This window comes from Streptomyces hundungensis (assembly GCF_003627815.1).
In the GTDB taxonomy this organism is placed as follows: domain Bacteria; phylum Actinomycetota; class Actinomycetes; order Streptomycetales; family Streptomycetaceae; genus Streptomyces; species Streptomyces hundungensis_A.
The window spans coordinates 4,428,250-4,451,240 of sequence record NZ_CP032698.1 but is presented as its reverse complement, the minus strand read 5'-3'; the positions used below and the strand labels follow the sequence as shown (position 1 = coordinate 4,451,240).

The window sequence follows — 22,991 nt, the reverse complement described above, 5'->3', positions numbered from 1 at the left end:
GACCCGACCCGTGACCACTCCCACCGACGGAAGAACACCCCATGCCCTCCACCCTTGACCCCGGCTCCACCGTCTTCTTCAAGCTGACCATCGACGGCCAGAACCTCGGCCTGTTCAACGGCTGCGACGGTCTCGCCTCCGAGGTCGAGGTGGAGCAGCGCCAAGAGGGCGGCAACAACGGGTTCGTGTGGCAACTGCCCACCCGGGTCACGTTCTCCACGATCCGCCTGACGCGCCCGCTCACCGCCGACACCTCCAAGGTGGCCGCCTGGATCTCCTCACTGGCCACCGGCATCACCCGGCCCACCGCGCAGATCGCGGCGCTGCGCGCCGACGGCTCGATCGTCGCGCAGTGGGGTCTGGTGGAGGTGCTTCCGGTGCGCTGGACGGGGCCGAGCCTCGACCCGGCGAGCCCGAGCGTGGCCACCGAGACCCTGGAGATCGCCCACCACGGCTTCACCGACGCGGGAGGTGCGTGAGCATGGCAGCTCCCGTCGGAGGCAAGGCCGCCAAGGGCCTGTCCCGTGCCACCCTCGCCATCCACCAGCCCCCCACCGACCTCGGTGGTTCCATGGGCGGGCGGATCGGCGAGGTCAAGTTCCAGTTCAACCCCTCACAGGTGCAGTTGGGCCGGTCCGCCAACTGGATCACCACGCCCGCCATCTCCTACAACCGGGGCGCGCCGCCCAAGTTCACCGGTGCGATGCCGGCCTCGCTGCAACTGGAGGTGTTCCTCGACGCCTCGGGGACGCCCAGCTCCAACACCGTGCAGAGCCAGGTGGAACTGCTGCTCTCGTGCTGCGAGGTGACCTCGCAGAGCATCAGCGCGAAGGCGCCTTCGCCGCCGTGGGTGGAGTTCAGCTGGGGTTCGTTCTCGACGGTCCAGTTCGTCGCGTACGTCACCAGCGTCAACGCCAGTTACACCCTGTTCAGCCCCAACGGCATGCCGCTGCGCGCCACTTGCACGCTCGCGCTGACCGAGGTGGCCAGCGAGACCAAGCGCCAGAACCCGACCTCGGGCGCCCTGTCGGCGCGCCGGGTGCACCGCACGGTCGCCGGGGACACGCTGGCGTCGCTTGCCTGGCGCGAGTACGGCGACGCCACCCAGTGGCGCACCATCGCCGAGGCCAACGAGATCGACGACCCGATGCGGCTGCGTCCCGGCACCGAGCTGCTGCTGCCTGCTTCCTCGGAGGGCACCACGTGACCGAGAAGACCTTCACCACCGTCCTGCACGTGCAGTTGAACGGCACCGTGCTGCCCGACCCGCTGGCGCTGCGCCTCGTCGAGGGCTGGGTGGACTCCTCGGTCAACGTGCCGGCCGCCTTCCAGCTCACCTTCAGCGACAAGGACTCCAAGCTCACCACCAAGTTCCCGATGCTGAAGATCGGGGCGAAGGTGATCATCAGCCCGTTCACCGACGGCCGGCGCGGCGACCCGATGATGACCGGCGAGGTCACCGCCCTGGAGATGGACTCCGAGCCCGGCAGCGGCCGCCACTTGCTGGTGCGCGGCTACGACCCCGGCCACCGCCTCCTGCGCAACCGCCGGGTCGAGGGCTACCCGAACATGACGGCCTCCGACATCGTGCGCCGCATCGCCGGTCAGAACGGCCTCAAGATCGGCAAGATCGAGTCGACCTCGGCGGTGTACGACCTGGCGACCCAGCCCAACATCACCGACTGGGACTTCCTGTCGCGCCTTGCCGCCGAGAACGACGTGCGCCTGTCCTTCGACAACCAGGGCAAGCTCAACTTCGCCGGGCTCGACCCGGCCTCCGGCGCCCCGTCCGACACCACCCCGGCCGCGCAGAGCCCGTACGTCCTGGACTTCGGGGCGAACAACCTGCACAGCCGGGCCACGATGACGGCCGCCGGGCAGGTCAGAAAGGTCAATGTGCGCGGCTGGGACATGCGCACCCGGCAGAAGTTGCAGGCGCCCGTCCCCGCGGTCACCAGCAAGGACATCTCCGCCGACATGACGCCCGGCCAGGTGACGCTGCCGTTCGGCGCCTCCGAGCTCACCGCCACCCACGTCCCGTACACCACCCTGTCCCAGGTCACGCACGCCGCGAAGGCGCTCGCCGACGACGTGACGGGCGCCTTCGCCGAGCTGGAGGTCGCCATCACCGGCAACCCCGAGCTCAAGCCGGGCACCCCCATCGCCGTGAAGGGCGCGGGCTTCCCCTTCGAGGGCAAGTACACCGCGACCGGCGTGCGGCACGTCTTCGCCTCCGGTGACCTGTACACGACGTGGCTGACGGTCTCGGGCCGCCAGTTCCGTTCGCTGTACGGGCTCGCCTCGGGCGGCACCGAGCAGGCGCCCCCGATGCCCGGCGTCGCGGTCGCCCTGGTCACCAACACCAAGGACCCGCTGCGCATGGGCCGGGTCAGGCTGTCGTTCCCGTGGCTGTCCGCCACGTACGAGAGCGACTGGTGCCGGGTCGCGCAGTTCGGCGGCAAGGGCGGCGGCGGGCTGCTGCTCCCGGAGGTCAACGACGAGGTGCTGTGCGCCTTCGACCGAGGCTCCCTGGAGCACCCGTACGTCATCGCCGGGCTCTACAACGGCATCGACAAGCACACCCGGGAACCCGACAACTACCCGGCCGTCGACCCGACCAGCGGCGAGATCAACTGGCGCTCGCTGACCGGCCGCAGCGGCCACACCCTGGAAATCCTCGAATCGGGCGGGGCCGCGCGGATGGAGAGCGGCATCCGGCTGCGCACCGGCAGGGGCCGGCTGCACATCCAGATGAACGAGGCCCGCACCTCCCTGACGATCCACAGCGACGGCAGCGTCGACATCCGGGGCACCCGCAGCGTCGACATCGAGGCGGGTGGCGACCTGTCCCTGAAGGCGGGCGGCAATCTGAGCCTGAAGTCGGGCGGCGCCATCGAGATCGACGCGGGCATGGCCATCAACGTCAAGGCCGGCCTCGCGTTCGACGTGAAGGCGGGTGGCGAGGCGTCCATCGGCGCGGGCGGCATGCTGGCGCTGAACTCGATCGGAGCGACGACCATCAACGCGATCGCCAACCTCACCATCGACTCCGCGACCATCCTCGTCAACGCGCCCGCCTTCTCCATCCAGTCGGCGGCCCCGCTGGTCAACGGCGCGCCGATCATCTAGGAGAGTTGAGATGAGCGAACACTTCGTCGGGGCCGGCTGGGCCTTCCCGATGCGCACCGAGCCGGGTGGCGGCATCGCGCTGGCCCGGCGCGACCGCGAGATCGAGGAGTCCATGCGCCTGGTGCTCGCCACCGCGCCGGGCGAACGTCCCATGCGTCCCGAGTTCGGCTGCGCCGTGCACGACCTGGTGTTCGCGCCCGTCAACGACGCGACCGCCGGGCGCATCCGCTACGAGGTCCGCACCTCCCTCGACCGCTGGGAGCCCAGGATCGAGGTCGAGGACGTCACCGTCACCCCGGCGCCCGACGAGCCGACCGTGCTCCACATCGACGTGCGCTACTCGGTGCGGGGCACCAACAACCCGCGCAGCCTCGTCTTCCCCTTCTATGTGATTCCCTCCGAGGGCGGCGACGAGCCAGGCCCGACGGCCGGCGAAAGCGAACGACACTGATGGCTCTGCCCGCACCCCACCTCGACGACCGCCGCTTCCAGCAGTTCGTCGACGACGCCAAGCGCTACATCCAGCAGCGCTGCCCGGAATGGAGCGACCACAACGTCTCCGACCCGGGTGTCACCCTCATCGAAGCCGTCGCGCACATGGCCGATCAGGTCGTGTACCGCCTCAACCGGGTCCCCGAGAAGAACCAGCTGGCCTTCCTCGACCTGCTGGGCGTGACGCTGTTCCCGCCGTCGGCGGCCCGCGCCTCGGTGACGTTCTGGCTCTCGGCGCCCCAGGCGGAACCGGTGGTGCTGCCCCGGGGGACCGAGGTCGCCACCGGACGCACCGAGACCGAGGAGGCGGTGGTCTTCGCGTCCGAGAACGACCTGACGATCGTGCCCTGCACCCTCACCCACGTCCTGCGCCAGCCCGCCGGCTCCGCGCCCGAGGACTGCTCCCAGGACGTGCTCGGCAACACCGACGTCTCGGTGTTCAGCTCCGGCCCGCTCCCCGGCGACGTCCTGCTCTTCGGCCTGTCGGCGGCGCTGCCGCACTGCACCGCGGTGCTGCGCCTGGAGAGCCGCGTCGACGGTGTCGGCGTCGACCCGCGCCAGCCTCCGCTGGTGTGGGAGGCGTGGACGGCGGACGGCTGGAGCGAGTGCGAGGTCGCCGAGGACACCACCGGTGGCCTCAACCGGCCGGGCGAGGTCGTCCTGCACATGCCGACCACGCACGCCGTGTCCCGGATGGGCCGCCTGGAGGCGGGCTGGCTGCGCTGCCGTGTGGTGGAGGCCGCCCCGGGCCAGCCGTTCTACAGCGTCTCGCCGACCGTGCGCGGCGCCTCCGCCTTCACCATCGGCGGCACCACCCGGGTCTCGCACTCCGAGTCGGTGCGCGACGAGTCGCTCGGCGAGTCCGAAGGCGTCCCGGGCCAGCGGCTGATGCTGGCGCACGCGCCCGTCGTCGGCGGGGTGCGCCTGGAGGTGTCGGCGGGCGAGGGCTGGGAGGAGTGGGAGACGGTGGACGACTTCGCGTCCTCCAGCCCCTTCGACCGCCACTTCACCCTCGACGCGGCCACCGGCGAGCTCGCCTTCGGCCCCTCGGTGCGCCAACCCGACGGCAGCGTAAGGCAGTTCGGGGCAGTGCCCCTCAAGGGCGCCGCCATCCGCGCCTCCCAGTACGGTACCGGCGGCGGCCGCTCCGGCAATGTGGCCCGGGGCGCCATCCAGGTGCTGCGCAGCTCCATCCCGTACATCTCCCGGGTGGAGAACCGGGAGGCGGCGCGCGGTGGCGTCGACGGCGAGACCGTCGAGGAGGCCAAGATACGGGCGCCGATCGCGCTGCGCGCCCAGGAGCGCGCGGTGACCGCCCGCGACTACGAGGAGCTGGCCCGCAGGGCCGCCCCCGAGACCGCCCGCATCGCGTGCCTCGCCGCGGACGCCGCCGAGTCGGGCGACAACGCGGTACGGGTCCTGGTCGTGCCGCAGGCCGTGCCCGACCGGGGCGGACGGCTGCGCTTCGAGCAACTGGTCCCGGGCGACGAGCTGTTGGGCCGCGTCACGTCCTTCCTCGACGACCGCCGCCCGCTGGGCACCCGCCTCGCGGTGGGGCCGCCGTTCTACCAGGGCGTCACCGTGGTCGCCACCCTGCACGCGTTCCGCGCCGCCAAGGCCGACCACGTACGCGACGACGCGCTGAACACCCTGTACTCCTACCTGGACCCGCTGACCGGCGGCGCCCACGGCACGGGCTGGCCGTTCGGCCGGCCGCTGCGCGCGGGCGAGATCTTCGCGGCGCTCCAGCGGGTCCCGGGCGTGGAGCTCGTCGACGAGGTCCTGCTGCACCCGGCGGACCCGCTGACCGGCCGCCGGGGCGACGCCACCGACCGCATCGACCTCTCGTCGTCGGCGCTGCTCTTCCCCTTCGACCACCGCGTCCGCGTCATCGAGGCCCGATGAGCACGCGCGGATCCGTCGACGGCCTCGCCTCCTCGCACCCGCTGGGCGCCCAACTGCCCGCCGTGTACGCGGACGACGACCTCGCCCAGCGCTTCGTCGAAGGCCTGGACGTGGTCCTGGCCCCGCTGTTCAACGTCCTGGACTGCCTGGAGGCGTACTTCGACCCGGCGCTGGCCCCCGAGGACTTCGTGGACTGGCTGACGGGGTGGGTCGGTACCGAACTCGACGGCACCGAGCCGCTGGAGATCCGCCGCCACGCGGTGGCGACGGCGGTCTCCCTGCACCGGGTCCGGGGCACCGCCCAGGGCCTGTCACGCGCCGTCCACCTCGCCTTCGGGGTACGCCCCGAGATCAGCGAGAGCGGCGGCGCGGCCTGGTCGGCCCGTCCGCTTGGCCCGTTCCCCGGCGACCCGAAGCCGTCGCTGCGGGTCACCCTCCGCCTCTCCGACCCGTCCTCCGTCGACCCCCACCGCCTCCAGGCGGTGGTGGCGGCGGCCCGCCCCGCCCACCTCCCTTTCACGGCCGAGGTATCCGCGAAAACCCTGACTCCCGAAGGGAACTGACCTCTCATGACCACCCCGGCCATGGTCCCCTGCCCCGACTGCGGCACCCCGGCCCGCGCCACCGGCCAGTCGTTCTGCGACTCCTGCGGAGCCTTCCTGCGCTGGTCGGCCCCGGCCGCCCCGCCGGCGAACGCCCCCGCCCCCGACGCCGCCGCCGACACGGCCCCGGAGGCGGTGACGACCCCGATCCCGGCGGTCGCGAACCCCGCGGAGGGTGCGGGTGCGGGTGCGGGTGCTGCGGACCGCGCTGGTGCCGCGAGCACCGCGGCCCCGGCGGCGCCCGCCGGGTCCGCGGCGGGTGCCTCCGCCGGGGACACCACCCCGCTCCCGGAGGTGACCCCCGGGGCGCGCCCGGACGCGCGTACCGAGGCACGTCCCGACGTACGTCCCGACGTACGCCCCGACGCGGCCGCCAACGAACCCGTCACCCCGCACCCCGAGACGCGCGCTCCCTCGGTGTCGGACGCGGCGCGGGCCCTGCTGGTCCCCGTCCAGGAGCCCACCGCGCGGGCGCCCGAGGCCCCCGGGACCGTGCTGCCGGGCCGGCCGGAGGCGGCCCGGCCCAAGGTCCGCGCGGCGACCCCGGCGCCGGCCCCGGAGAACGGCACGCCCTGCCCCGCCTGCGGCACCGCCAACCACCAGCACCGCAGCTTCTGCCGCAGTTGCGCGACCCCGCTCACCCCGCGCCGCGAGGACAACGCGACGGGCCCGTACGCGGGCCAGCGTCCGCCGCTGCACCGGGACCGCAAGCGCTGGATCGCGCGGGCGCTGACGGCCGCGGCGGTGGTGGCGCTCGTCGTGGGCGGCGTCTTCGGCGGTCCGCCTGCGGCGAGGGCCGTACAGGACCACTTCGCCAAGCGCGTGGCGGTCCACCCGGCGACGTGGACGGCGTCCCACTGGGACCCCAAGCACGGCCCGGAGCTGGCGGGCGACAGCTACTCCAACACCTGGTGGGGCACGGGTTACGCGGGCGACGCCCAGGGCACGTACCTGGAGGCGACGTTCGGCCAGCCCACGGATCTGCTGGCGCTGCTCATCACCCCGGGTACGTCCAAGCGGCAGGGGCAGCAGTCCGAGCAGGCCCGTCCGCAGGAGTTCGACCTGCTGGTGACCGACACGAGCGGCAAGGCGCATGTGTCGCACCGCTCGCTCAACGACGGCGGGGTGCAGCGGATCGACGTGCGTGTGCGTGATGCGGCGTCGGTTCGGTTGACCCTGCGGTCGGCGTTCGGCGCGGCGAAGGACAAGCAGGTGGCCATAGCCGAAGTCGAATTCTTCGCCCGCTCCAAAAACTGACCCGGGCCACCCTCCTGGGGCTCCGCCCCAGACCCCGGGCACGTCGCCCACCCACCCGCCCGTGCCCCGGGGTTGGATGGTTCCGGGCCCCCTGGGGCTCTGCCCCAGACCCCGTATCGCGCCTGAACGGCGCTCGTCCTCAATCGCCGGACAGGCTGAGGTGCTGGCCAGCACCGATCCGGCTAGGGGCGCGGGGAACTGCGCGACCAGCCACCCACGGCCCGCGGACGAAAACGGCGGCCCCCGCCCCGCCACCCCCGGAGGGTTTCGGGAAGCCCCGAAGTTCCAGACTGACAGTTCTGGAGCGCGGCAAGCTGCTCCATGCAAGGGACAGAACCGGGCCGACGTGTGTGCGTCGCCCGCATCGACCAGGCCGAGCGGGACCTGTCCGAGCGCGGGCTGATCGTGACCGCCGAGCGTGGCACCGTGAAGAACGGCGCGGCCACCATCGCAGCCCAGTACCGCACCCAACTCGCCCGCTACATCTGCGAGTTGAGCTTGTCGCCGAGCGCCCGCACTGCCATCACGGCACCCGAGCCCGAGGGCGACGACTCGGGCGTGTGGGACTGACCCACAGCACCACCAGAGCCCCCGTGCTCGTCACCCACGCCAGGGCGACGGGTGCGGGGGCTTCCTGCGTTTATGCAGCACCGTCGAGCAGTGCCCGGACGTCTGGAATGTCGTGGAACTCTTCCAGACGAGCGAGCACGATTCGCACACGCTCTGCTGTTCGTTCGCTGGCCACGTCGGCGGAAAGTGACATCACGCGTTCGGCGACGGTTACCGCCTCCTCGGGTTCGTTGGCATCGGAGAGGGCAACGGCGAGCCACGACAGGTACAGGGCAAGCTCCCGGGTGTGGGTCGCGTCGTACCAGCTGAGTACGTCCCGAAGCAGCGGAACAGCGCGGAGCGGTCGGCGCAGCTCCGTATAGACACGAGCCTCCATGACCTGTAGTTCGCCGGAGTCAACCCAATACAGGTAGGCCGGCGCCTCGCTCCCTTTTCTGTCCTGGCTCAGTGCCTCGCCGGCCTCTCCGAGTGCCCGAATGGCGGGCTGAAATTCACCGGCCTTGGTGTGCGCCCAGGCCACCCGGTCGAGGTACAGCGCGCGAGCCTTGGCCGGTGCGTCTGTTCCGGCCGCATCGAGAGCGGCGCGGGCAAGCTGGATTCCCTCAACTTCCCTGCCCGTATTGCTGAGTTGGTAGGCCAGTGACCCGGCGAGGTTCCCGGCTAGGGTGTGATCCTCTGCCTGCCTGGCGGCGCTGAGTCCTAGCCGGTAGAACTGTTCCGCCTCGCTGTGCTGCCCGGCGTCGCTCGCGATCCATCCGGCGATCTGCCCCAACTCGCCGATCTAACGCAGGAGTGCGCGGCCAACCTCTCCGGTGTGGCTGCCTTCCCGGTAGAGCTTCACGGCCGACCGGAGCTCGCGGAGCGCGGGACGGATCAGGTCGCCACCAGCTAGAACATCATCGGCTAGCCGCAGGCCGTGCACACGCTGTTGCAAGTCGCCTACCTGCTCCATGCCGATGCGTCGCCCCGTGCGGGCGCCGAGGGGTGCTAGCGGGTCATCGGCGGGCAGGTAGTCGGCGAGCGTCGGCAACGGAGATTCAGCGGGCCCTTGCGGCGCTGTGAGCGCATCCACGGACACGCCGAGAGCGGCAGCGATGAACGGCAACCAGTCGCGGGGCGTGCGCTTCCCCGTTTCCCATCGGCTGACCTCTTGGCGGCCGACCGGTTCGCCCTGAACCCCGGCAACTCGGCAGACCTCCCGCGCTAGGCGTGCCTGGCTCCACCCGCGCTGTCTCCGCTCGCGCCGGATGGTGGCCCCCATGTTCCCCGACATGTGCCCAGTCTGGCCGACAGCTGGCCTACACGGGGCCGCTGGTCGGCATCCCTTCGCGGCAGCACGATCAAGGCTCACGACGTTCGAGGGGACGGCGAGAAGCAATGGCGGACAACTGGTCGCCCACGATGGGCAGTTACGCAGTGGACACGGCAGACAATCGGATCGGGGAGGCGCGCCGCCTGTTCAGAGGCAGCATGTACCTCGTACCGCCGGGCGGGGGTGCCGAGTGGGCCGCCCCGCCGAACAGGCTCCGCCCGCCGACAGACGCCGAGGTCTGGCAGGCGCGCGTGTGGACTCGCCCTGTGGGGTCGTCGTGGCAGTGAGAACCCCCCGCGCCGTAATCCGGCCGGTAAAGCACTCCATCGGCACCCACCCGCGCGGAGAGATCACCGTGTCGGCCCTCTGCCTTGACGGTGCTTGCCTGTGGACGCTGGCCACTACGTCAGACCTCAAGGCCGCCGATCTGGCGATGATGACGCACACGGGCCTGTCCGGACACCCGACGTTCGCCCGGACCTTCGAGGACGTGGCCCTTGTGCGCCGCCTGAAGCTGCACGCGCGCCCCGATCCCTGTCCGCTGGATAGAAAGCAGTAGCGGCCCCGGGACGACTCTCTATGCGTGCCCCGGCCATGCGCACGTTCTGACTCCCGGCCCGCAGTGGGGCGAGCTGCCCACGGTGCGCCGCGCAACGGCCAAGTAGTACGTCCTTCCACGCTGTCCCGCCCGGCACAGGGTCGGGCGGGACAGAACCCCTACTTTGGAACTTCGGGAAGGGGTGGGGCGGGGCAAAAACAACCAACCCCCCGAGCCGCCGCCCAGGGGGTTGGAAAGGGCACAGCCCTTACTTGTCGGCCACCGGCTTGCGCAGAGCGATGTTCAGCTCGCGCAGGCGGGACTCGTCCAGCTCCGTCGGCGCCCCCATCATCAGGTCCTGCGCATTGCCGTTGAGCGGGAACGCGATGGTCTCGCGGATGTTCGGCTCGTCCGCGAGCAGCATGACCATGCGGTCGACGCCCGGAGCGATGCCGCCGTGCGGCGGGGCGCCGAGCCGGAACGCCTTGAGCATCCCGCCGAACTCGCGCTCCACCGTCTCCCGGTCGTACCCCGCGACCTCGAACGCCTTGAACATGATCTCGGGCTCGTGGTTGCGGATCGCGCCCGAGGACAGCTCGATGCCGTTGCAGACGATGTCGTACTGCCAGCCGAGGACGTCCAGCGGGTCCTGGGTCTCCAGGGCTTCCAGGCCGCCCTGCGGCATGGAGAACGGGTTGTGCGAGAAGTCGATCTTGCCGGTCTCCTCGTCCTTCTCGTACATCGGGAAGTCGACGATCCAGCAGAACCGGAAGACGCCCTCCTCGAAGTGCCCGGCCCGCTTGGCCGCCTCGACGCGTACGCCCGCCATGATCTTGGAGACGTCGTCGAACTCGCCCGCGCCGAAGAACACCGCGTGCCCGGGGACGAGGCCGAGGCGCTCGGTGAGCACCTTGACGTTCTCCTCGGTGAGGAACTTGGCGATCGGGCCGGACAGCGAACCGTCCTCGCCCACCCGCACCCAGGCCAGGCCCTGCGCGCCGAGCGAGACGGCGTACTCGCCGAGCCCGTCGAAGAACTTCCGGGACTGCGAAGCCACGTCCGGCACCGGCAGGGCGCGTACGTGCTTGCCCGCGAACGCCTTGAACTCCGAGCCCTCGAACACGTCGGTGATGTCGGCGAGTTCGAGCTTGGCGCGCAGGTCGGGCTTGTCGTTGCCGTACTTCAGCATCGACTCGCGGAACGGGATCCGCGGGAAGGGCGACGTCACCTGGCGGCCGCCGCCGAACTCCTCGAAGATCTCGGTCATGAGCTTCTCGATGGGCTGGAAGACGTCCTCCTGCTCGACGAAGCTCATCTCGACGTCGAGCTGGTAGAACTCGCCCGGCGAGCGGTCGGCGCGGGCGTCCTCGTCGCGGAAGCAGGGCGCGATCTGGAAGTACCGGTCGAAGCCGGAGATCATCAGGAGCTGCTTGAACTGCTGCGGGGCCTGCGGCAGGGCGTAGAACTTGCCCGGGTTCAGGCGCGAGGGCACCACGAAGTCGCGGGCGCCCTCGGGGGAGGTCGCGGCCAGGATCGGGGTGGCCATCTCGTTGAAGCCGAGCGCGACCATCTTGGAGCGGATGGAGGCGATCACGGCGCTGCGCAGCATGATGTTGCGGTGCATGCGCTCGCGGCGCAGGTCCAGGAAGCGGTACTCCAGGCGCCGCTCCTCGTTGACGCCGTCGTCCGCGTTGATCGTGAACGGCAGCGGGTTCGCGGCGCCGAGCACCTCGACCTCGCCGACCTCGATCTCGATCTCGCCGGTCGCCAGCTCGCCGTTCACGTTCTCTGCGCCGCGCGAGACGACCTTGCCGTCGACGCGTACGACGGTCTCCTTGGACAGCTTGTCCAGGGCTTCGGCGCCGGCCGTGCCGGGGCGGGCGACGAGCTGGGTGATGCCGTAGTGGTCCCGCAGGTCGATGAAGAGAATGCCGCCCAGGTCTCGGCGATTGTGCAGCCAGCCGCTCAGCCGGACGTCGGCGCCGACGTCGGAGGCGCGGAGCTCGCCGCAGGTGTGGGACCGGTACCGGTGCATCATTCATCCAATTCTTCGCGAGATTCATCGCGAGACAGGCGGGAATCAACCGCTCCAGGTTACCGCCCAGCCACGCCCGCCCCCTGGGGCTCCGCCCCAGACCCCGTTCGCGCCTGAACGGCGCTCGTCCTCAATCGCCGGACGGGCTGAAGGTGCCCAGCACCGACACGCCTAAGGGGCGCGGGGAACTGCGCGAGAAGCGGGCACGGTCCGCAGGATCGAGGGGGTTTAGGGGCGCGGGGAACTGCGCGAGCGGCCGCGCACGGCCCGCAGCAGAAGAACCCACCCCCGAGGGGCCTCCGGCCCCGTCCACGGTGGCGGCCGGTGCCCACATCTTCTTAAATAGGGGCAATGCGCACAGAGGACGTCCTGGCCGCGATCGCGACTGGCCTGTGGCGCTGGGACAACGCCTCCGGGACGGTCACCCTCGACGCCGAGGCCGCCCGGCTCCTCGGGCTGCCCGCCCAGCGGGTGACCCTGAGCGAGGCAGCCGTGCGCTCCCGCTTCCACCCCGTGGACTGGAACGAAGTCGACGGCATCGTCCACCTCGCCCTCGCCGAAGGCACCCTCGCCGAGGTCCGGCTGCGGATCATGGACGAGAACGGCCGGGTCCTGCGTACCGTACGCAGCCGCTCCAAGCCCATGCTCAACGGCAAGAGCTATCTGCTCATCGGCACCATCCAGGAGGTCGCCGAGCCCCAGCCGGGCACCACCGCCGCCCAGCCCTCCATCACCGGCGACTGGCGGCGCTCACGCGAGGCGTTCCTCCTCGACGCGGGCCGCGCGCTCGCCGAGGCCCGCTCCACCTCCGAGGTGCTGCGGGTGGCCGCGTCCCTGTCCATGCCGGGCTTCTCCCCGGACGGCCTCGCGGTGTTCGGGGTGGCCGGCGAGCGGCTGACGATCATCGGGCACCACGGGCACAACCCCGGGGACGACGGCCCGTTCACGGACATGGCCCTCGACATGGACTATCCGGCTGCCGACGTCGTGCGCAACGGCCGGGCGATCTATCTGCCGAGCCCCCAGGAGTACCGGCGCCGCTTCCCCGCCACCTGGCCGCTGGCCCAGCGCTTCGACCGCCAGTCCTGGGCGTTCGTCCCGCTCATCGTGGCCGGGCGCACGATCGGCGCCTGGATGGCCGCGTTCAAGCACCCCGTCGCCTTCACGCCCGACGAGCGCTCGGTGCTCACCACGGTGGCCCGGATGCTGGCGCAGGCCCTGGCCAGGGCGGGCGAGGCGGAGAGCGAACGCGAGCTCTCGCTCGGCCTCCAGCGCTCCATGATGCCGACCCTCGGCCCCGAGATCCCGGGCATGGCGGTCGCCGCCCGCTACGTTCCCACCGGCGGCGGCCTCCAGGTCGGCGGCGACTGGTACGACATGATCCCGCTGCCCGGCGGCGGCTCCCGCACGGATTCCGGCGGCGGCAGGTTCGCCCTGGTCATCGGGGACGTACAGGGGCACGACGTACGGGCGGCCGGGCTCATGGGCCAGCTGCGGATCGCGCTGCGGGCGTACGCCAGCGAGGGCCACAGCCCCGACGCGGTCCTCTCCCGCGCCTCCCGCTTCCTGTACGGGATCACCGAGTCGTACGGGGTGCCCGACCCGTACGGCGACGGGTACGAGGACTATGCCCCGCGCTTCGCGACCTGCCTGTACATCGAGGTCGACCCGGCCACCGGCACCCTCGACATCGCCCGGGCCGGCCACCCCGACCCGGTGATCCGCACCGCGGACGGCACCGCGCTGATCCGCTCGACGGCGGGCGGGCTGCCGCTCGGCATCGAGGCGGACTCCGACTACCCGACCACCCGGCTCGTCCTCGACCCCGACGAGACGATCATGCTCTGCACGGACGGTCTGATCGAGACCGGCGGCCACGACATGGCGAGCGGCTGGACGCGGCTGCGTCCGGTGCTGGAGAAGCACACCGACGACAATCTCGAACAGCTCGCCGACGAACTGGTCCAGGCCGTGCACGGGCCGTCCTCGCACCACACCACGGGCCCGCTGGTGGACCGCCGCGAAGACGACATCGCGCTCCTGCTGCTGCGCCGCAACAGCCTCGCCGGACGGCCCGGGGCCGCGCCGCCCGCCGCCGTCCGCCGCACCGCGCTGACCGTCGCGCAGGCCGAGCCGGAGCAGATCGCGGGGGCGCGCAGGCAACTGCGGGAGCTGCTGCACGACTGGGCGGACGAGGACCAGGTCGACTCGGCGGTCCTGATGATCTCCGAGATGATCACCAACGTCCTGGTCCACACGGACGGCGACGCCCTGCTCGTGGCCGAGGCGCGCGGCCCCCTCGGCACCCGCCGCCTGCGCGTCGAGGTCGCCGACGCGAGCGACGAACTCCCGCACCGGCGCCGCCCCGGCGAGCTGGCGTCGAGCGGGCGCGGCCTGATCCTGATGGAGATGCTGGCGGACGCGTGGGGGGTGGACCCCCGGGGCGACGGCAAGTCGATCTGGTTCGAGCTGTACGAGACCGGCGGGGCGGGCGAGGCTGACGGCGGCCGGGGTCGCGGTGCTCGGGAAGGCGCTGCCACTGACCGGGGCGGCCAGGGCCCACGAGCCGAGTGAGGGCGGCCGAGCCCGCGGCGAACCCGGGCTCTATTCCGGCTTCGCCCGGTGTACGGCGGGTCGGGCCAGCTCGGTGATGAGGTGCTCGAGCGCGGCGCCGGCGACGGCGCCCTCGGTGGCGACCTCGGGAACGATGTCGCAGACGGAGTGGCGCAGTTCGTGCCATCCGAGGTACGTGGCATACGCGGCGACGGCCTGGCGTCGGGCGGCGGCGGGGGCCAGGCCCAGGTCGGCGTAGAGGTCCGTGAGGTAGGAGATGCGCCGCTCGGTGACCCGGCGCAGGACCCGGGCGACGGCGGGGTGATCGGCGTGGGCGACGATCGCGGGCTCCAGGCCGTCGCTGCTTCCCGGCCCCAGCCCGGTGGTGAGCAGGACCCTCAGCCGCTGCCGGGGGTCGGTGATGTCGCCCAGCTCCGTGATGAGGGCGGTGGTGGTTTTGCGCTCCCACATTTCCAGCGCGGCGGTCAGCAGCGCGTCGCGGTCCTTGAAGTGCCAGTAGAAGCTGCCCCGGGTCGCCCCCAGCTCGCCCGCGAGGGCGTTGACCGACACCGCGGCGACTCCCCCGCGTGCCATCGCACGCAACGCCGCGGTGGACCAGTCCTGGGGTGTGAGGTGCCTTCTCGCCATGTCCGTACAGTACTGTATGGTCCGACCGTACAGGGGTGTACGGATGACAGGGGGGGCAGCATGACAGTGACGAAACTCGCCGACGGGGAGGCCGAGGTCGGCCTCGGCGCGGCCGGGGGAGGCCGGGGGAGGCCGAGGATGACCCGATGGATTCCCAGACTGGTGACAGGTCTTGCCGCACTGCACTTCGCGGTCGCCCTGAGCGCCGCCAGCACCTTCGGTGATGTGGCCCGCGCCGGATTCTGGAACGCCGTTCCCGGAAACCCGCAGCGTGGGTACGAGACGTGGTTCTTCATCGCGGGGTTCGGGCTGCTCGCCCTGGGCACCCTCAGCCAACGCATCGTCCGGGACACCGGGATCCTCCCGGCGCAGCTGGGCTGGTATCTGCTCGCCATCGGCGTGCCGCTTCAGATCCTCTGCCCCGTCTCCGGCGCACCCGGACTGATCGTGCTCGGTGTGCTGGCCCTGATCGCGGCCCGGCGGGGCCGTGCCGGCGAGAGCCGGACGCCCGTGTCACCGACTGCCGAGCGCGAACAGGGCTCATGATCACCCCGTGATGCGGGCGGGCGCGCCCCGCAGGACATCAGCCCTGCGGGCCGCTCGCGGTCATGCCGTGCACGGCCGGGATCGTGCCCAGCCGGCCCTTCTGGAAGTCCTCGAAGGCCTGCTCGAGCTCGGCGCGCGTATTCATCACGAACGGCCCGTAGTGCGCCATCGGCTCCCGGATGGGCTGCCCGCCGAGGAGGACGACCTCCAGGTCGGGCGTGTGGGAGTCCTGCTTCTCGTCGGCGCGGACGGTCAGCGAACCGCCCTCGCCGAACACCGCGGTCTGCCCCGCGTGCACCGGCCGCCGCTCCGCGCCGACGGAGCCGCGCCCGGCCAGCACGTACGCCAGCCCGTTGAACTCCTGCCGCCAGGGCAGGGTGATCTCCGCGCCCGGTGCGAGGGTCGCGTGGACCATCGTGATCGGGGTGTGCGTGATCCCCGGACCCTCGTGGCCGTCGAGCTCACCGGCGATGACCCGCATCAGCGCGCCCCCGTCGGGAGAGGTGAGCAGCTGGACGGATCCGCTGCGGATGTCCTGGTAGCGCGGGGCCATCATCTTGTCCCGGGCCGGCAGGTTCACCCACAGCTGGAGCCCGTGGAAGAGCCCGCCGGACACGACCAGCGACTCCGGCGGCGCCTCGATGTGCAGCAGGCCGGAGCCCGCCGTCATCCACTGCGTGTCGCCGTTGGTGATGGTTCCGCCACCACCGTTGGAGTCCTGGTGGTCGAAGATCCCGTCGATGATGTACGTGACGGTCTCGAAGCCGCGGTGCGGGTGCCAGGGCGTGCCCTTGGGCTCGCCCGGCGCGTACTCCACCTCACCCATCTGGTCCATCATGATGAACGGGTCGAGGTACTTGTAGTTGATCCCGGCGAACGCGCGGCGCACCGGGAACCCCTCCCCCTCGAACCCCTGCGGAGCGGTGGTCACGGCGAGGACCGGCCGCGCCGAGGCTCCCTCCGGCGCGGTCACACGCGGCAGGGTCAACGGGTTTTCGACGGTCACAGCAGGCATGGGACGGCCCTCCTTGCGGGGATGCTCTACGTTCAAAGTAGTTGAATGGTGAACATCCTGCAAGGCGTGCCCATTCCCGCCCCCCTTCCGGCCCCCGCCCCGGACACACTTCGGGCCCGCACCCCAAGGGGTACGGGCCCGAAGAACCCAAAGCTCAGCCGGTCCGGCTATCCGTACATGCGCCGCATCGCGAAGTCGACCATCTGCTCCACGGCCTTCGCGTCGAAGACCATCCGGTGGTCGCCCTCCATGTCCAGCACGAAGCCGTACCCGGTGGGCAGGAGGTCGATCACCTCGGCGCCGGTGATGACGAAGTACTTGGACTCCTTGCCCGCGTACCGGCGCAGCTCCTTGAGGGAGGTGAACATCGGGATCACCGGCTGCTGGGTGTTGTGCAGCGCCAGGAACCCGGGGTTGTCACCGCGCGGGCAGTACACCCGGGCCCCCGCGAAGATCTGCTGGAAGTCCTCGGCGGAGAGCGAGCCGGTCGTGAAGGCCCGCACCGCGTCGGCGAGCGAGGGCGGCGACGGCTCCGGGTACAGCGGCTGCTCCCCGTAACCGCCCTGCATCTGCTGCTGCGGCGGGGCGTACTGCTGCTGCGCGCCCGGGTTCTGGTCGTAGCCGTACATGCGCCCAAGACTACCGACGCGGGGTCCTGGCGGACAGCGGGTCTCAGCCGCGGAGGCCTGCCGCCTTCACCGCCTCGACGAAGGGCACCCAGGCGCCGGCCGCGATGATGAGTGCGGGGCCGTTCGGGGCCTTGGAGTCCCGTACGGGGACGACCCCGGGGAGGTTGTCGGCGACCTCGACGCAATTGCCGCCGTCACCGTTGCTGTACGTGCTCTTACGCCAGCGAGCCGCGCCGAGGAACCCCTCAGCAACCTCTACGCAGTCCCCGCCGTCGCCGTTGCTGTACGAGCTCTTACGCCAGCGAGCCGCGCTCAAGTCCGGTGCTGCGCCCACCATTTCGGTACTCCTCGGCCGCCTGGTCGAGCAGGGCAAGGGACGCCTCAAGCGGCAACGCGGCGGCCCTCAGCCGATCGTATGCCTTGTGGTACCGCCTCACGAGGGCCGGATCGTCGATGAGCTGTCCGTGATACATGCCCTCCGTATAGACGATCGGCGGCTCGTGATCGAATTCCATGAGCTTGAGCGACGACGTCATGAAGTGACGGGTGGCGTCATTCCACGGAAGAATCTGCGGAACGATGCGCCGCCGATGCGCCAACGCCGCGATGCGATCCAGCTGTTCGGCCATTTCCGCAGACGGCAGCATCGGGCTCCCCAGCAGCGACTCGTGCAGGACGACCCAGTACTCGGGGCACTTGGGGTCATCGAAGATGCGGGCTCGTTGCCGCCGGGCGTGCACCTTCGCGTCGACCTCCTCGGGCAGCGCCAGCGGATGCGTCGCGTGAATGACGGCACGCGCATACGCCTCCGTCTGAAGCAGCCCGGGAATGAGGGCGTTGGCCCACTCCTCGATGACCAGTGCCCGCGTCTCGCTCTCGGCGACGGGCGCGAAATATGCAGCGTGGGCGCCCTGCCGGGCTTTGCGTACGTCCCCGCAGCGCCGTGCGAAGAACCCATCCGTCTTGAGCGCCTGATCGACATGGCGGGCCAGATCGGGCGGCATCCGCCGCTGCCCCCGCTCGATCTCGCTGAGGTAGCTCACTCCGTAGAAGCTGCCCTCCACCAGTTGCTCCAGCGTGAGCCCGGCCCGTTCGCGCTGCCAGCGCAACTCCTTGCCGTAGAACTCCGGAACGCTCGCCGATCCGTCAATCTCCTTGCGCACAGCCATGGTTGTCGCCTTCCACCACCTGGGCCGTGGACCCCGAACCTCTTCCGAACGTACGGGAAGCGGCGCCAATCTGTGAGGGGTTCGTCACACACCGCACTCGCAGGAGGCGCCACCATGAGCAAAACCCCCCTCACCCCCCGCCGGGACGACACGTACAACACCGTCATGGAGCTGCGAGCCGCGCTCGCAGAACACGGCATCACGCTGCCCTCGCTCGGGCGGGACTTCGGTACTCCCCCGCTCGTCATCCTCGGGAACTGCAACGCCGACACCGCGCGGGCGCTCACGGCGGCACTGGAGCGGCACCCGGAGCCACACCCGGCTCACCAGAGTTCCACTGCCTGACACGTCACAGTTCCCGGCCAGAGGTTGCGCGTTATTACCGGTGGGTAGCATCATCGTAGGGACTGACCTACTTGCTGGTAGATGTAACCGACACCCTGCTTACGGAGCCGTCGCCATGGGGCACTACAAGTCGAATCTCCGCGACATCGAGTTCAACCTCTTCGAGGTGCTCGGACGCGACAAGCTGTACGGCACCGGCCCGTTCGGGGAGATGGACGTCGACACCGCCAAGTCGATCCTGGAGGAGATCGCCCGTCTCGCCGAGAACGAGCTGGCCGACTCCTTCGCGGACGCGGACCGCAACCCGCCGGTCTTCGACCCCGCCACGAACACCGCTCCGGTCCCGGCGTCCTTCAAGAGCTCCTACAAGGCGTTCATGGACTCCGAGTACTGGCGGCTCGGCCTGCCCGAGGAGATCGGCGGCACCGTTTCGCCGCGCTCCCTGATCTGGGCGTACGCGGAGCTGCTGCTCGGCTCGAACCCGGCGATCTGGATGTACTCCTCCGGTCCCGCGTTCGCCGGCATCCTCTTCGAGGAGGGCAACGAGCAGCAGAAGAAGATCGCCGAGATCGCGGTCGAGAAGCGCTGGGGCTCGACGATGGTGCTCACCGAGCCGGACGCCGGCTCGGACGTCGGCGCCGGCCGCACCAAGGCCGTGCAGCAGGACGACGGCTCGTGGCACATCGAGGGCGTGAAGCGCTTCATCACCTCGGGTGAGCACGACATGGAGGAGAACATCCTCCACTACGTCCTGGCGCGCCCCGAGGGTCACGGCCCCGGCACCAAGGGCCTGTCGCTCTTCCTCGTCCCGAAGTTCCACTTCGACTGGGAGACCGGCGAGCTGGGCGAGCGCAACGGCGTGTACGCGACGAACGTCGAGCACAAGATGGGACTCAAGGCCTCCAACACGTGCGAGATGACGTTCGGCGACCAGCACCCCGCCAAGGGCTGGCTGATCGGCGACAAGCACGACGGCATCCGCCAGATGTTCATGATCATCGAGTTCGCCCGCATGATGGTCGGCACGAAGGCGATCGCGACGCTGTCGACGGGTTACCTCAACGCCCTCGAGTACGCCAAGGAGCGCGTCCAGGGCAGCGACCTCTCGCAGTTCATGGACAAGACCGCGCCGAAGGTGACGATCACTCACCACCCGGACGTACGGCGCTCGTTGATGACGCAGAAGGCGTACGCGGAGGGCATGCGCTCGCTCGTCCTCTACACCGCCTCCATCCAGGACGCGATCCAGGTGAAGGAGGCGGCGGGCGAGGACGCGAAGGCGCTCGTCGGCCTGAACGACCTGCTGCTGCCCATCGTGAAGGGCTACGGCTCGGAGAAGTCGTACGAGAAGCTGTCGCACGAGTCGCTCCAGACCTTCGGCGGCTCCGGGTACCTCCAGGAGTACCCGATCGAGCAGTACATCCGTGACGCGAAGATCGACACGCTGTACGAGGGCACGACGGCGATCCAGGGTCAGGACTTCTTCTTCCGGAAGATCGTCCGTGACCAGGGCGCGTCCCTGAACGCGCTCTCCGAGGAGATCAAGAAGTTCCTCGCGGAGCAGAACGGCAACGAGGCGCTGGGCGGCTCGCTGGACGCGCTGGCCAAGGCGGCCGTCGACCTGGAGGCGATCGTCGGCACGATGATCACGGACCTCACGGCGACGGGTGAGGACGTCAAGAACATCTACAAGGTGGGTCTCAACACGACCCGTCTGCTGATGGCTTCGGGTGACGTGGTGGTCGGCTACCTGCTCCTCAAGGGTGCGGCCGTCGCCGCCGAGAAGCTGTCCTCGGCCTCCGCGAAGGACGTCCCCTTCTACACCGGCAAGATCGCGGCTGCGAAGTTCTTCGCGGCGAACGTTCTGCCGGAGGTTGGTACGGCTCGCCTGCTGGCGGAGTCGGTCGACAACTCGCTGATGGAGCTGGACGAGGCGGCGTTCTAGCCACCCCTTCGGTACCGGGGGCTCGGGGTGGTCGGACCCCGAGCCCCTTTCCCATGCCCCCCCGCCCCGGGCCCCGGCTCGCGCAGTTCCCCGCGCCCCTCAAAACCCCGTTTTCGCCTGCGGGCCGCGGGTGGCTGGTCGCGCAGTTCCTCGCGCCCCTGGAAACCCGTCTTCGTCCGCGGACCGTGCGTGGCTGGTCGCGCAGTTCCCCGCGCCCCTAACTACTCGGTGCGGGCCAGCACCGGGCTCGCGCAGTTCCCCGCGCCCCTAACTACTCGGTGCTGGCCCGCATCGGCCACCTCAGCCCGTCCGGCGATTGAGGACGAGCGCCGTTCAGGCGCGAACGGGGTCTGGGGCGGAGCCCCAGGGGGCCCGGAACCAACCAACCCGCTGCACGGGCGGGTGGGTGGGCAAACGCGTTGGGGTCTGGGGCGGAGCCCCAGGGGGGCGGAACCAACCAACCCTGGGCCTACTGGGGCGGAGCCCCGGAGGGGGTGGGTGGGGCGCCGTTAGGGTGGCGGCATGAGCACACCGCCCCGCTTCGACCGCGGCCACACCGACGACCTGATGACCTTCCTCGCGGCGAGCCCGTCGCAGTACCACGCCGTGGCCAACGCGGCCGCTCGCCTGGAGAAGGCCGGGTTCCGGCAGGTCCAGGAGACGGACGCCTGGGACGGCACGCACGGCGGAAAGTACGTGCTGCGCGGCGGCGCCATCGTGGCCTGGTACGTGCCCGAGGGCGCCGCACCCCACACCCCGTACCGGATCGTCGGCGCCCACACCGACTCCCCGAACCTGCGCGTGAAGCCGCAGCCGGACTCGGGGGCGTACGGCTGGCGGCAGGTCGCCGTCGAGATCTACGGCGGGACGCTGCTCAACACCTGGCTCGACCGCGACCTCGGCATCGCGGGCCGGCTCACCCTCAAGGACGGCAGCCACCGCCTGGTCAACGTGGACCGCCCGCTGCTGCGCGTGCCGCAGCTCGCCGTGCACCTGGACCGCTCGGTCAACACCGACGGGCTCAAGCTCGACCGCCAGCGCCACCTCCAGCCGATCTGGGGTCTCGGCGACGACGTGCACGAAGGCGATCTGATCCGCTTCCTGGAGCAGGAGGCGGAGCTCGACGAGGGCGACGTGGCCGGCTGGGACCTGATGCTGCACTCCGTCGAGGCGCCCGCATACCTGGGCCGCGACCGGGAGTTGGTGGCCGGGCCCCGCATGGACAACCTGCTCTCCGTGCACGCCGGAGCCGCCGCCCTGGCCGCCGTCTCCGGCGACGACGACCTCCCCTTCATCCCGGTGCTCGCCGCCTTCGACCACGAGGAGGACGGCTCGCAGGCCGACACCGGCGCCGACGGCCCGCTCCTCGGCAACGTCATGGAGCGCTCGGTGTTCGCCCGCGGAGGGACGTACGAGGACCGCGCCCGCGCCTTCGCAGGAACGATCTGCCTCTCCTCCGACACCGGCCACGCCGTGCACCCCAACTACGCCGAGCGGCACGACCCCACGCACCACCCGCGCGCCAACGGCGGCCCCATCCTCAAGGTCAACGTGAACGCCCGGTACGCCACTGACGGCGCCGGCCGCGCCGTGTTCGCGGCGGCGTGCGAGCGTGCTGGGGTGCCGTGGCAGACCTTCGTCTCCAACAACGCGATGCCCTGCGGCACGACGATCGGCCCGATCACCGCGGCCAGGCACGGCATCCAGACCGTCGACATCGGCGTGGCGATCCTGTCGATGCACAGCGCGCGCGAACTGTGCGGCGCCGACGACCCGCACCTGCTCTCGGGCGCCCTTGCCGCGTTCCTTTCGGCCTGAGGCGCGACGGCGTACAACCACCGCACCGCACAAGGTGATTGACCGTCCGGGGCGCGGGTACCCGGACGGTCCACCACCTTTCACGGAGGCGAGATCCATGGGCTTGGGCGGTTGCATCATCCTCATCGCGGTGGGGGCGATCCTCACGTTCGCGACGGACTGGCACGCAAGCGGTGTGAACGTCGACGTCGTGGGCCTGATCCTGATGGCCGTCGGCATCATCGGCGTGGCCGTCTTCACCAGTGTGCTGCGCAGGCGGCGTGTGGTTCCCGGAGCCACCACCACCGTCGTGGAGGAGGACCGCCGCGGCCCCCTCATGTGACGCGCACCCACACCACCGGCACCCACTGTGGTGACCACCTCACGTGACCCGCGCCACCTGGGCCCCGGCACGTGAACCTCCCCCCTCCGCCCCGCGTATCCTCGACTGTCCGGGCCCTGACCAGGTCCGGGAAGTCCGGGTACGGGGAGCAAGGGGGTACC

General features: G+C 70.8%; 23 protein-coding genes. 15 read left to right on the top strand and 8 right to left on the bottom strand.

All coding sequences use genetic code 11. The features are described 5' to 3' along the window. The first annotated feature begins 41 nt into the window (after positions 1–41). The 8 genes from DWB77_RS19885 (at position 42) to DWB77_RS19850 (ending at position 7,955) form a co-directional block, all read left to right on the top strand. Complete coding sequence (locus DWB77_RS19885) at positions 42–479, top strand: phage tail protein (RefSeq protein WP_120722522.1); 438 nt, start codon at positions 42–44, stop codon at positions 477–479. Between the two features lie 2 nt (positions 480–481). Further along, positions 482–1,207, top strand: a complete 726-nt coding sequence (locus DWB77_RS19880) for a LysM peptidoglycan-binding domain-containing protein (RefSeq protein ID WP_120722521.1) — start codon at positions 482–484, stop codon at positions 1,205–1,207. Then, on the top strand, positions 1,204–3,129 hold the full coding sequence (locus DWB77_RS19875) for a VgrG-related protein (protein WP_120722520.1): 1,926 nt from the start codon (positions 1,204–1,206) through the stop codon (positions 3,127–3,129). Before DWB77_RS19880 ends, DWB77_RS19875 begins: the two co-directional genes overlap by 4 nt. Positions 3,130–3,139: 10 nt before the next feature. Further along, the gene (locus DWB77_RS19870) at positions 3,140–3,580 is read left to right on the top strand and encodes a GPW/gp25 family protein (protein WP_120722519.1); all 441 of its coding nucleotides are present in this window, start codon (positions 3,140–3,142) and stop codon (positions 3,578–3,580) included. Beyond that, entirely contained in the window at positions 3,580–5,526 is a 1,947-nt protein-coding gene (locus tag DWB77_RS19865) for a putative baseplate assembly protein (RefSeq protein WP_120722518.1), read from the top strand. The genes DWB77_RS19870 and DWB77_RS19865 overlap by 1 nt, the downstream gene beginning before the upstream one ends. After that, positions 5,523–6,089 (top strand): phage tail protein, encoded by a 567-nt coding sequence (locus tag DWB77_RS19860; protein WP_120722517.1) that lies wholly within the window; start codon positions 5,523–5,525, stop codon positions 6,087–6,089. The genes DWB77_RS19865 and DWB77_RS19860 overlap by 4 nt, the downstream gene beginning before the upstream one ends. Before the next feature lie 6 nt (positions 6,090–6,095). Beyond that, on the top strand, positions 6,096–7,385 hold the full coding sequence (locus tag DWB77_RS19855) for a zinc ribbon domain-containing protein (RefSeq protein WP_120722516.1): 1,290 nt from the start codon (positions 6,096–6,098) through the stop codon (positions 7,383–7,385). A 321-nt stretch (positions 7,386–7,706) separates the two neighbouring features. Next, positions 7,707–7,955 carry a P27 family phage terminase small subunit gene (locus tag DWB77_RS19850; RefSeq protein WP_120722515.1) on the top strand — a complete coding sequence of 83 codons (249 nt, stop codon included), beginning with the start codon at positions 7,707–7,709 and terminating at the stop codon, positions 7,953–7,955. Positions 7,956–8,025: 70 nt separating this feature from the next. Here the strand turns inward: DWB77_RS19850 and DWB77_RS38945 are convergent, their stop codons facing one another. Both DWB77_RS38945 and DWB77_RS38940 read right to left on the bottom strand, forming a co-directional pair. Continuing rightward, a complete protein-coding gene (locus tag DWB77_RS38945) occupies positions 8,026–8,727 on the bottom strand; it encodes a hypothetical protein (RefSeq protein WP_120722514.1) in 702 nt (233 codons plus the stop codon). Between the two features lie 9 nt (positions 8,728–8,736). Further along, positions 8,737–9,216 (bottom strand): helix-turn-helix transcriptional regulator, encoded by a 480-nt coding sequence (locus DWB77_RS38940; RefSeq protein WP_246033887.1) that lies wholly within the window; start codon positions 9,214–9,216, stop codon positions 8,737–8,739. Between the two features lie 328 nt (positions 9,217–9,544). Here DWB77_RS38940 and DWB77_RS19835 point away from each other — a divergent pair, with 328 nt between their 5' ends. Continuing rightward, positions 9,545–9,826, top strand: coding sequence for a hypothetical protein (locus DWB77_RS19835; RefSeq protein WP_162952564.1), 282 nt, complete (start codon positions 9,545–9,547; stop codon positions 9,824–9,826). A gap of 247 nt (positions 9,827–10,073) precedes the next feature. On the opposite strand, the gene aspS is transcribed toward DWB77_RS19835, so the two are convergent. Further along, a complete protein-coding gene (gene aspS / locus DWB77_RS19830; RefSeq protein ID WP_120727994.1) occupies positions 10,074–11,840 on the bottom strand; it encodes an aspartate--tRNA ligase in 1,767 nt (588 codons plus the stop codon). 351 nt (positions 11,841–12,191) lie between these two features. On the opposite strand from aspS, the gene DWB77_RS19825 reads away from it, so the two are divergent. Further along, the gene (locus DWB77_RS19825) at positions 12,192–14,414 is read left to right on the top strand and encodes a SpoIIE family protein phosphatase (protein WP_120722511.1); all 2,223 of its coding nucleotides are present in this window, start codon (positions 12,192–12,194) and stop codon (positions 14,412–14,414) included. A 30-nt stretch (positions 14,415–14,444) separates the two neighbouring features. On the opposite strand, the gene DWB77_RS19820 is transcribed toward DWB77_RS19825, so the two are convergent. After that, a complete protein-coding gene (locus DWB77_RS19820) occupies positions 14,445–15,041 on the bottom strand; it encodes a TetR/AcrR family transcriptional regulator (RefSeq protein WP_120722510.1) in 597 nt (198 codons plus the stop codon). Positions 15,042–15,101: 60 nt separating this feature from the next. Between DWB77_RS19820 and DWB77_RS19815 the strand changes: the two genes are divergently transcribed. Continuing rightward, a complete protein-coding gene (locus DWB77_RS19815) occupies positions 15,102–15,587 on the top strand; it encodes a DUF6463 family protein (RefSeq protein ID WP_162952563.1) in 486 nt (161 codons plus the stop codon). 37 nt (positions 15,588–15,624) lie between these two features. Here the strand turns inward: DWB77_RS19815 and DWB77_RS19810 are convergent, their stop codons facing one another. From DWB77_RS19810 to DWB77_RS19795, 4 genes are all read right to left on the bottom strand, one after another. After that, positions 15,625–16,602 carry a pirin family protein gene (locus DWB77_RS19810; protein WP_120722508.1) on the bottom strand — a complete coding sequence of 326 codons (978 nt, stop codon included), beginning with the start codon at positions 16,600–16,602 and terminating at the stop codon, positions 15,625–15,627. A 167-nt stretch (positions 16,603–16,769) separates the two neighbouring features. Continuing rightward, the gene (locus DWB77_RS19805) at positions 16,770–17,231 is read right to left on the bottom strand and encodes an SseB family protein (protein ID WP_100575483.1); all 462 of its coding nucleotides are present in this window, start codon (positions 17,229–17,231) and stop codon (positions 16,770–16,772) included. A gap of 43 nt (positions 17,232–17,274) precedes the next feature. After that, positions 17,275–17,568, bottom strand: a complete 294-nt coding sequence (locus DWB77_RS19800; RefSeq protein ID WP_120722507.1) for a DUF397 domain-containing protein — start codon at positions 17,566–17,568, stop codon at positions 17,275–17,277. After that, the gene (locus tag DWB77_RS19795) at positions 17,525–18,400 is read right to left on the bottom strand and encodes a helix-turn-helix domain-containing protein (RefSeq protein WP_120722506.1); all 876 of its coding nucleotides are present in this window, start codon (positions 18,398–18,400) and stop codon (positions 17,525–17,527) included. The genes DWB77_RS19800 and DWB77_RS19795 overlap by 44 nt, the downstream gene beginning before the upstream one ends. Positions 18,401–18,514: 114 nt before the next feature. Here DWB77_RS19795 and DWB77_RS19790 point away from each other — a divergent pair, with 114 nt between their 5' ends. From DWB77_RS19790 to DWB77_RS19775, 4 genes are all read left to right on the top strand, one after another. Next, positions 18,515–18,745, top strand: a complete 231-nt coding sequence (locus DWB77_RS19790; RefSeq protein ID WP_120722505.1) for a hypothetical protein — start codon at positions 18,515–18,517, stop codon at positions 18,743–18,745. Between the two features lie 115 nt (positions 18,746–18,860). Then, complete coding sequence (locus DWB77_RS19785) at positions 18,861–20,690, top strand: acyl-CoA dehydrogenase (RefSeq protein WP_120722504.1); 1,830 nt, start codon at positions 18,861–18,863, stop codon at positions 20,688–20,690. 522 nt (positions 20,691–21,212) lie between these two features. After that, positions 21,213–22,508, top strand: a complete 1,296-nt coding sequence (locus tag DWB77_RS19780) for a M18 family aminopeptidase (protein WP_120722503.1) — start codon at positions 21,213–21,215, stop codon at positions 22,506–22,508. Between the two features lie 97 nt (positions 22,509–22,605). Continuing rightward, the gene (locus DWB77_RS19775; protein WP_120722502.1) at positions 22,606–22,830 is read left to right on the top strand and encodes a DUF6458 family protein; all 225 of its coding nucleotides are present in this window, start codon (positions 22,606–22,608) and stop codon (positions 22,828–22,830) included. Positions 22,831–22,991: the final 161 nt, after the last annotated feature.

Coding starts and splice junctions, on each gene's coding strand:
- DWB77_RS19885 (WP_120722522.1), top strand. CDS start 42: ATGCCCTCCACCCTTGACCCCGGCTCCACCGTCTTCTTCAAGCTGACC.
- DWB77_RS19880 (WP_120722521.1), top strand. CDS start 482: ATGGCAGCTCCCGTCGGAGGCAAGGCCGCCAAGGGCCTGTCCCGTGCC.
- DWB77_RS19870 (WP_120722519.1), top strand. CDS start 3,140: ATGAGCGAACACTTCGTCGGGGCCGGCTGGGCCTTCCCGATGCGCACC.
- DWB77_RS19865 (WP_120722518.1), top strand. CDS start 3,580: ATGGCTCTGCCCGCACCCCACCTCGACGACCGCCGCTTCCAGCAGTTC.
- DWB77_RS19860 (WP_120722517.1), top strand. CDS start 5,523: ATGAGCACGCGCGGATCCGTCGACGGCCTCGCCTCCTCGCACCCGCTG.
- DWB77_RS19855 (WP_120722516.1), top strand. CDS start 6,096: ATGACCACCCCGGCCATGGTCCCCTGCCCCGACTGCGGCACCCCGGCC.
- DWB77_RS19850 (WP_120722515.1), top strand. CDS start 7,707: ATGCAAGGGACAGAACCGGGCCGACGTGTGTGCGTCGCCCGCATCGAC.
- DWB77_RS38940 (WP_246033887.1), bottom strand. CDS start 9,216: ATGGGGGCCACCATCCGGCGCGAGCGGAGACAGCGCGGGTGGAGCCAG.
- aspS (WP_120727994.1), bottom strand. CDS start 11,840: ATGCACCGGTACCGGTCCCACACCTGCGGCGAGCTCCGCGCCTCCGAC.
- DWB77_RS19825 (WP_120722511.1), top strand. CDS start 12,192: ATGCGCACAGAGGACGTCCTGGCCGCGATCGCGACTGGCCTGTGGCGC.
- DWB77_RS19820 (WP_120722510.1), bottom strand. CDS start 15,041: ATGGCGAGAAGGCACCTCACACCCCAGGACTGGTCCACCGCGGCGTTG.
- DWB77_RS19815 (WP_162952563.1), top strand. CDS start 15,102: ATGACAGTGACGAAACTCGCCGACGGGGAGGCCGAGGTCGGCCTCGGC.
- DWB77_RS19810 (WP_120722508.1), bottom strand. CDS start 16,602: ATGCCTGCTGTGACCGTCGAAAACCCGTTGACCCTGCCGCGTGTGACC.
- DWB77_RS19805 (WP_100575483.1), bottom strand. CDS start 17,231: ATGTACGGCTACGACCAGAACCCGGGCGCGCAGCAGCAGTACGCCCCG.
- DWB77_RS19800 (WP_120722507.1), bottom strand. CDS start 17,568: ATGGTGGGCGCAGCACCGGACTTGAGCGCGGCTCGCTGGCGTAAGAGC.
- DWB77_RS19795 (WP_120722506.1), bottom strand. CDS start 18,400: ATGGCTGTGCGCAAGGAGATTGACGGATCGGCGAGCGTTCCGGAGTTC.
- DWB77_RS19790 (WP_120722505.1), top strand. CDS start 18,515: ATGAGCAAAACCCCCCTCACCCCCCGCCGGGACGACACGTACAACACC.
- DWB77_RS19785 (WP_120722504.1), top strand. CDS start 18,861: ATGGGGCACTACAAGTCGAATCTCCGCGACATCGAGTTCAACCTCTTC.
- DWB77_RS19780 (WP_120722503.1), top strand. CDS start 21,213: ATGAGCACACCGCCCCGCTTCGACCGCGGCCACACCGACGACCTGATG.
- DWB77_RS19775 (WP_120722502.1), top strand. CDS start 22,606: ATGGGCTTGGGCGGTTGCATCATCCTCATCGCGGTGGGGGCGATCCTC.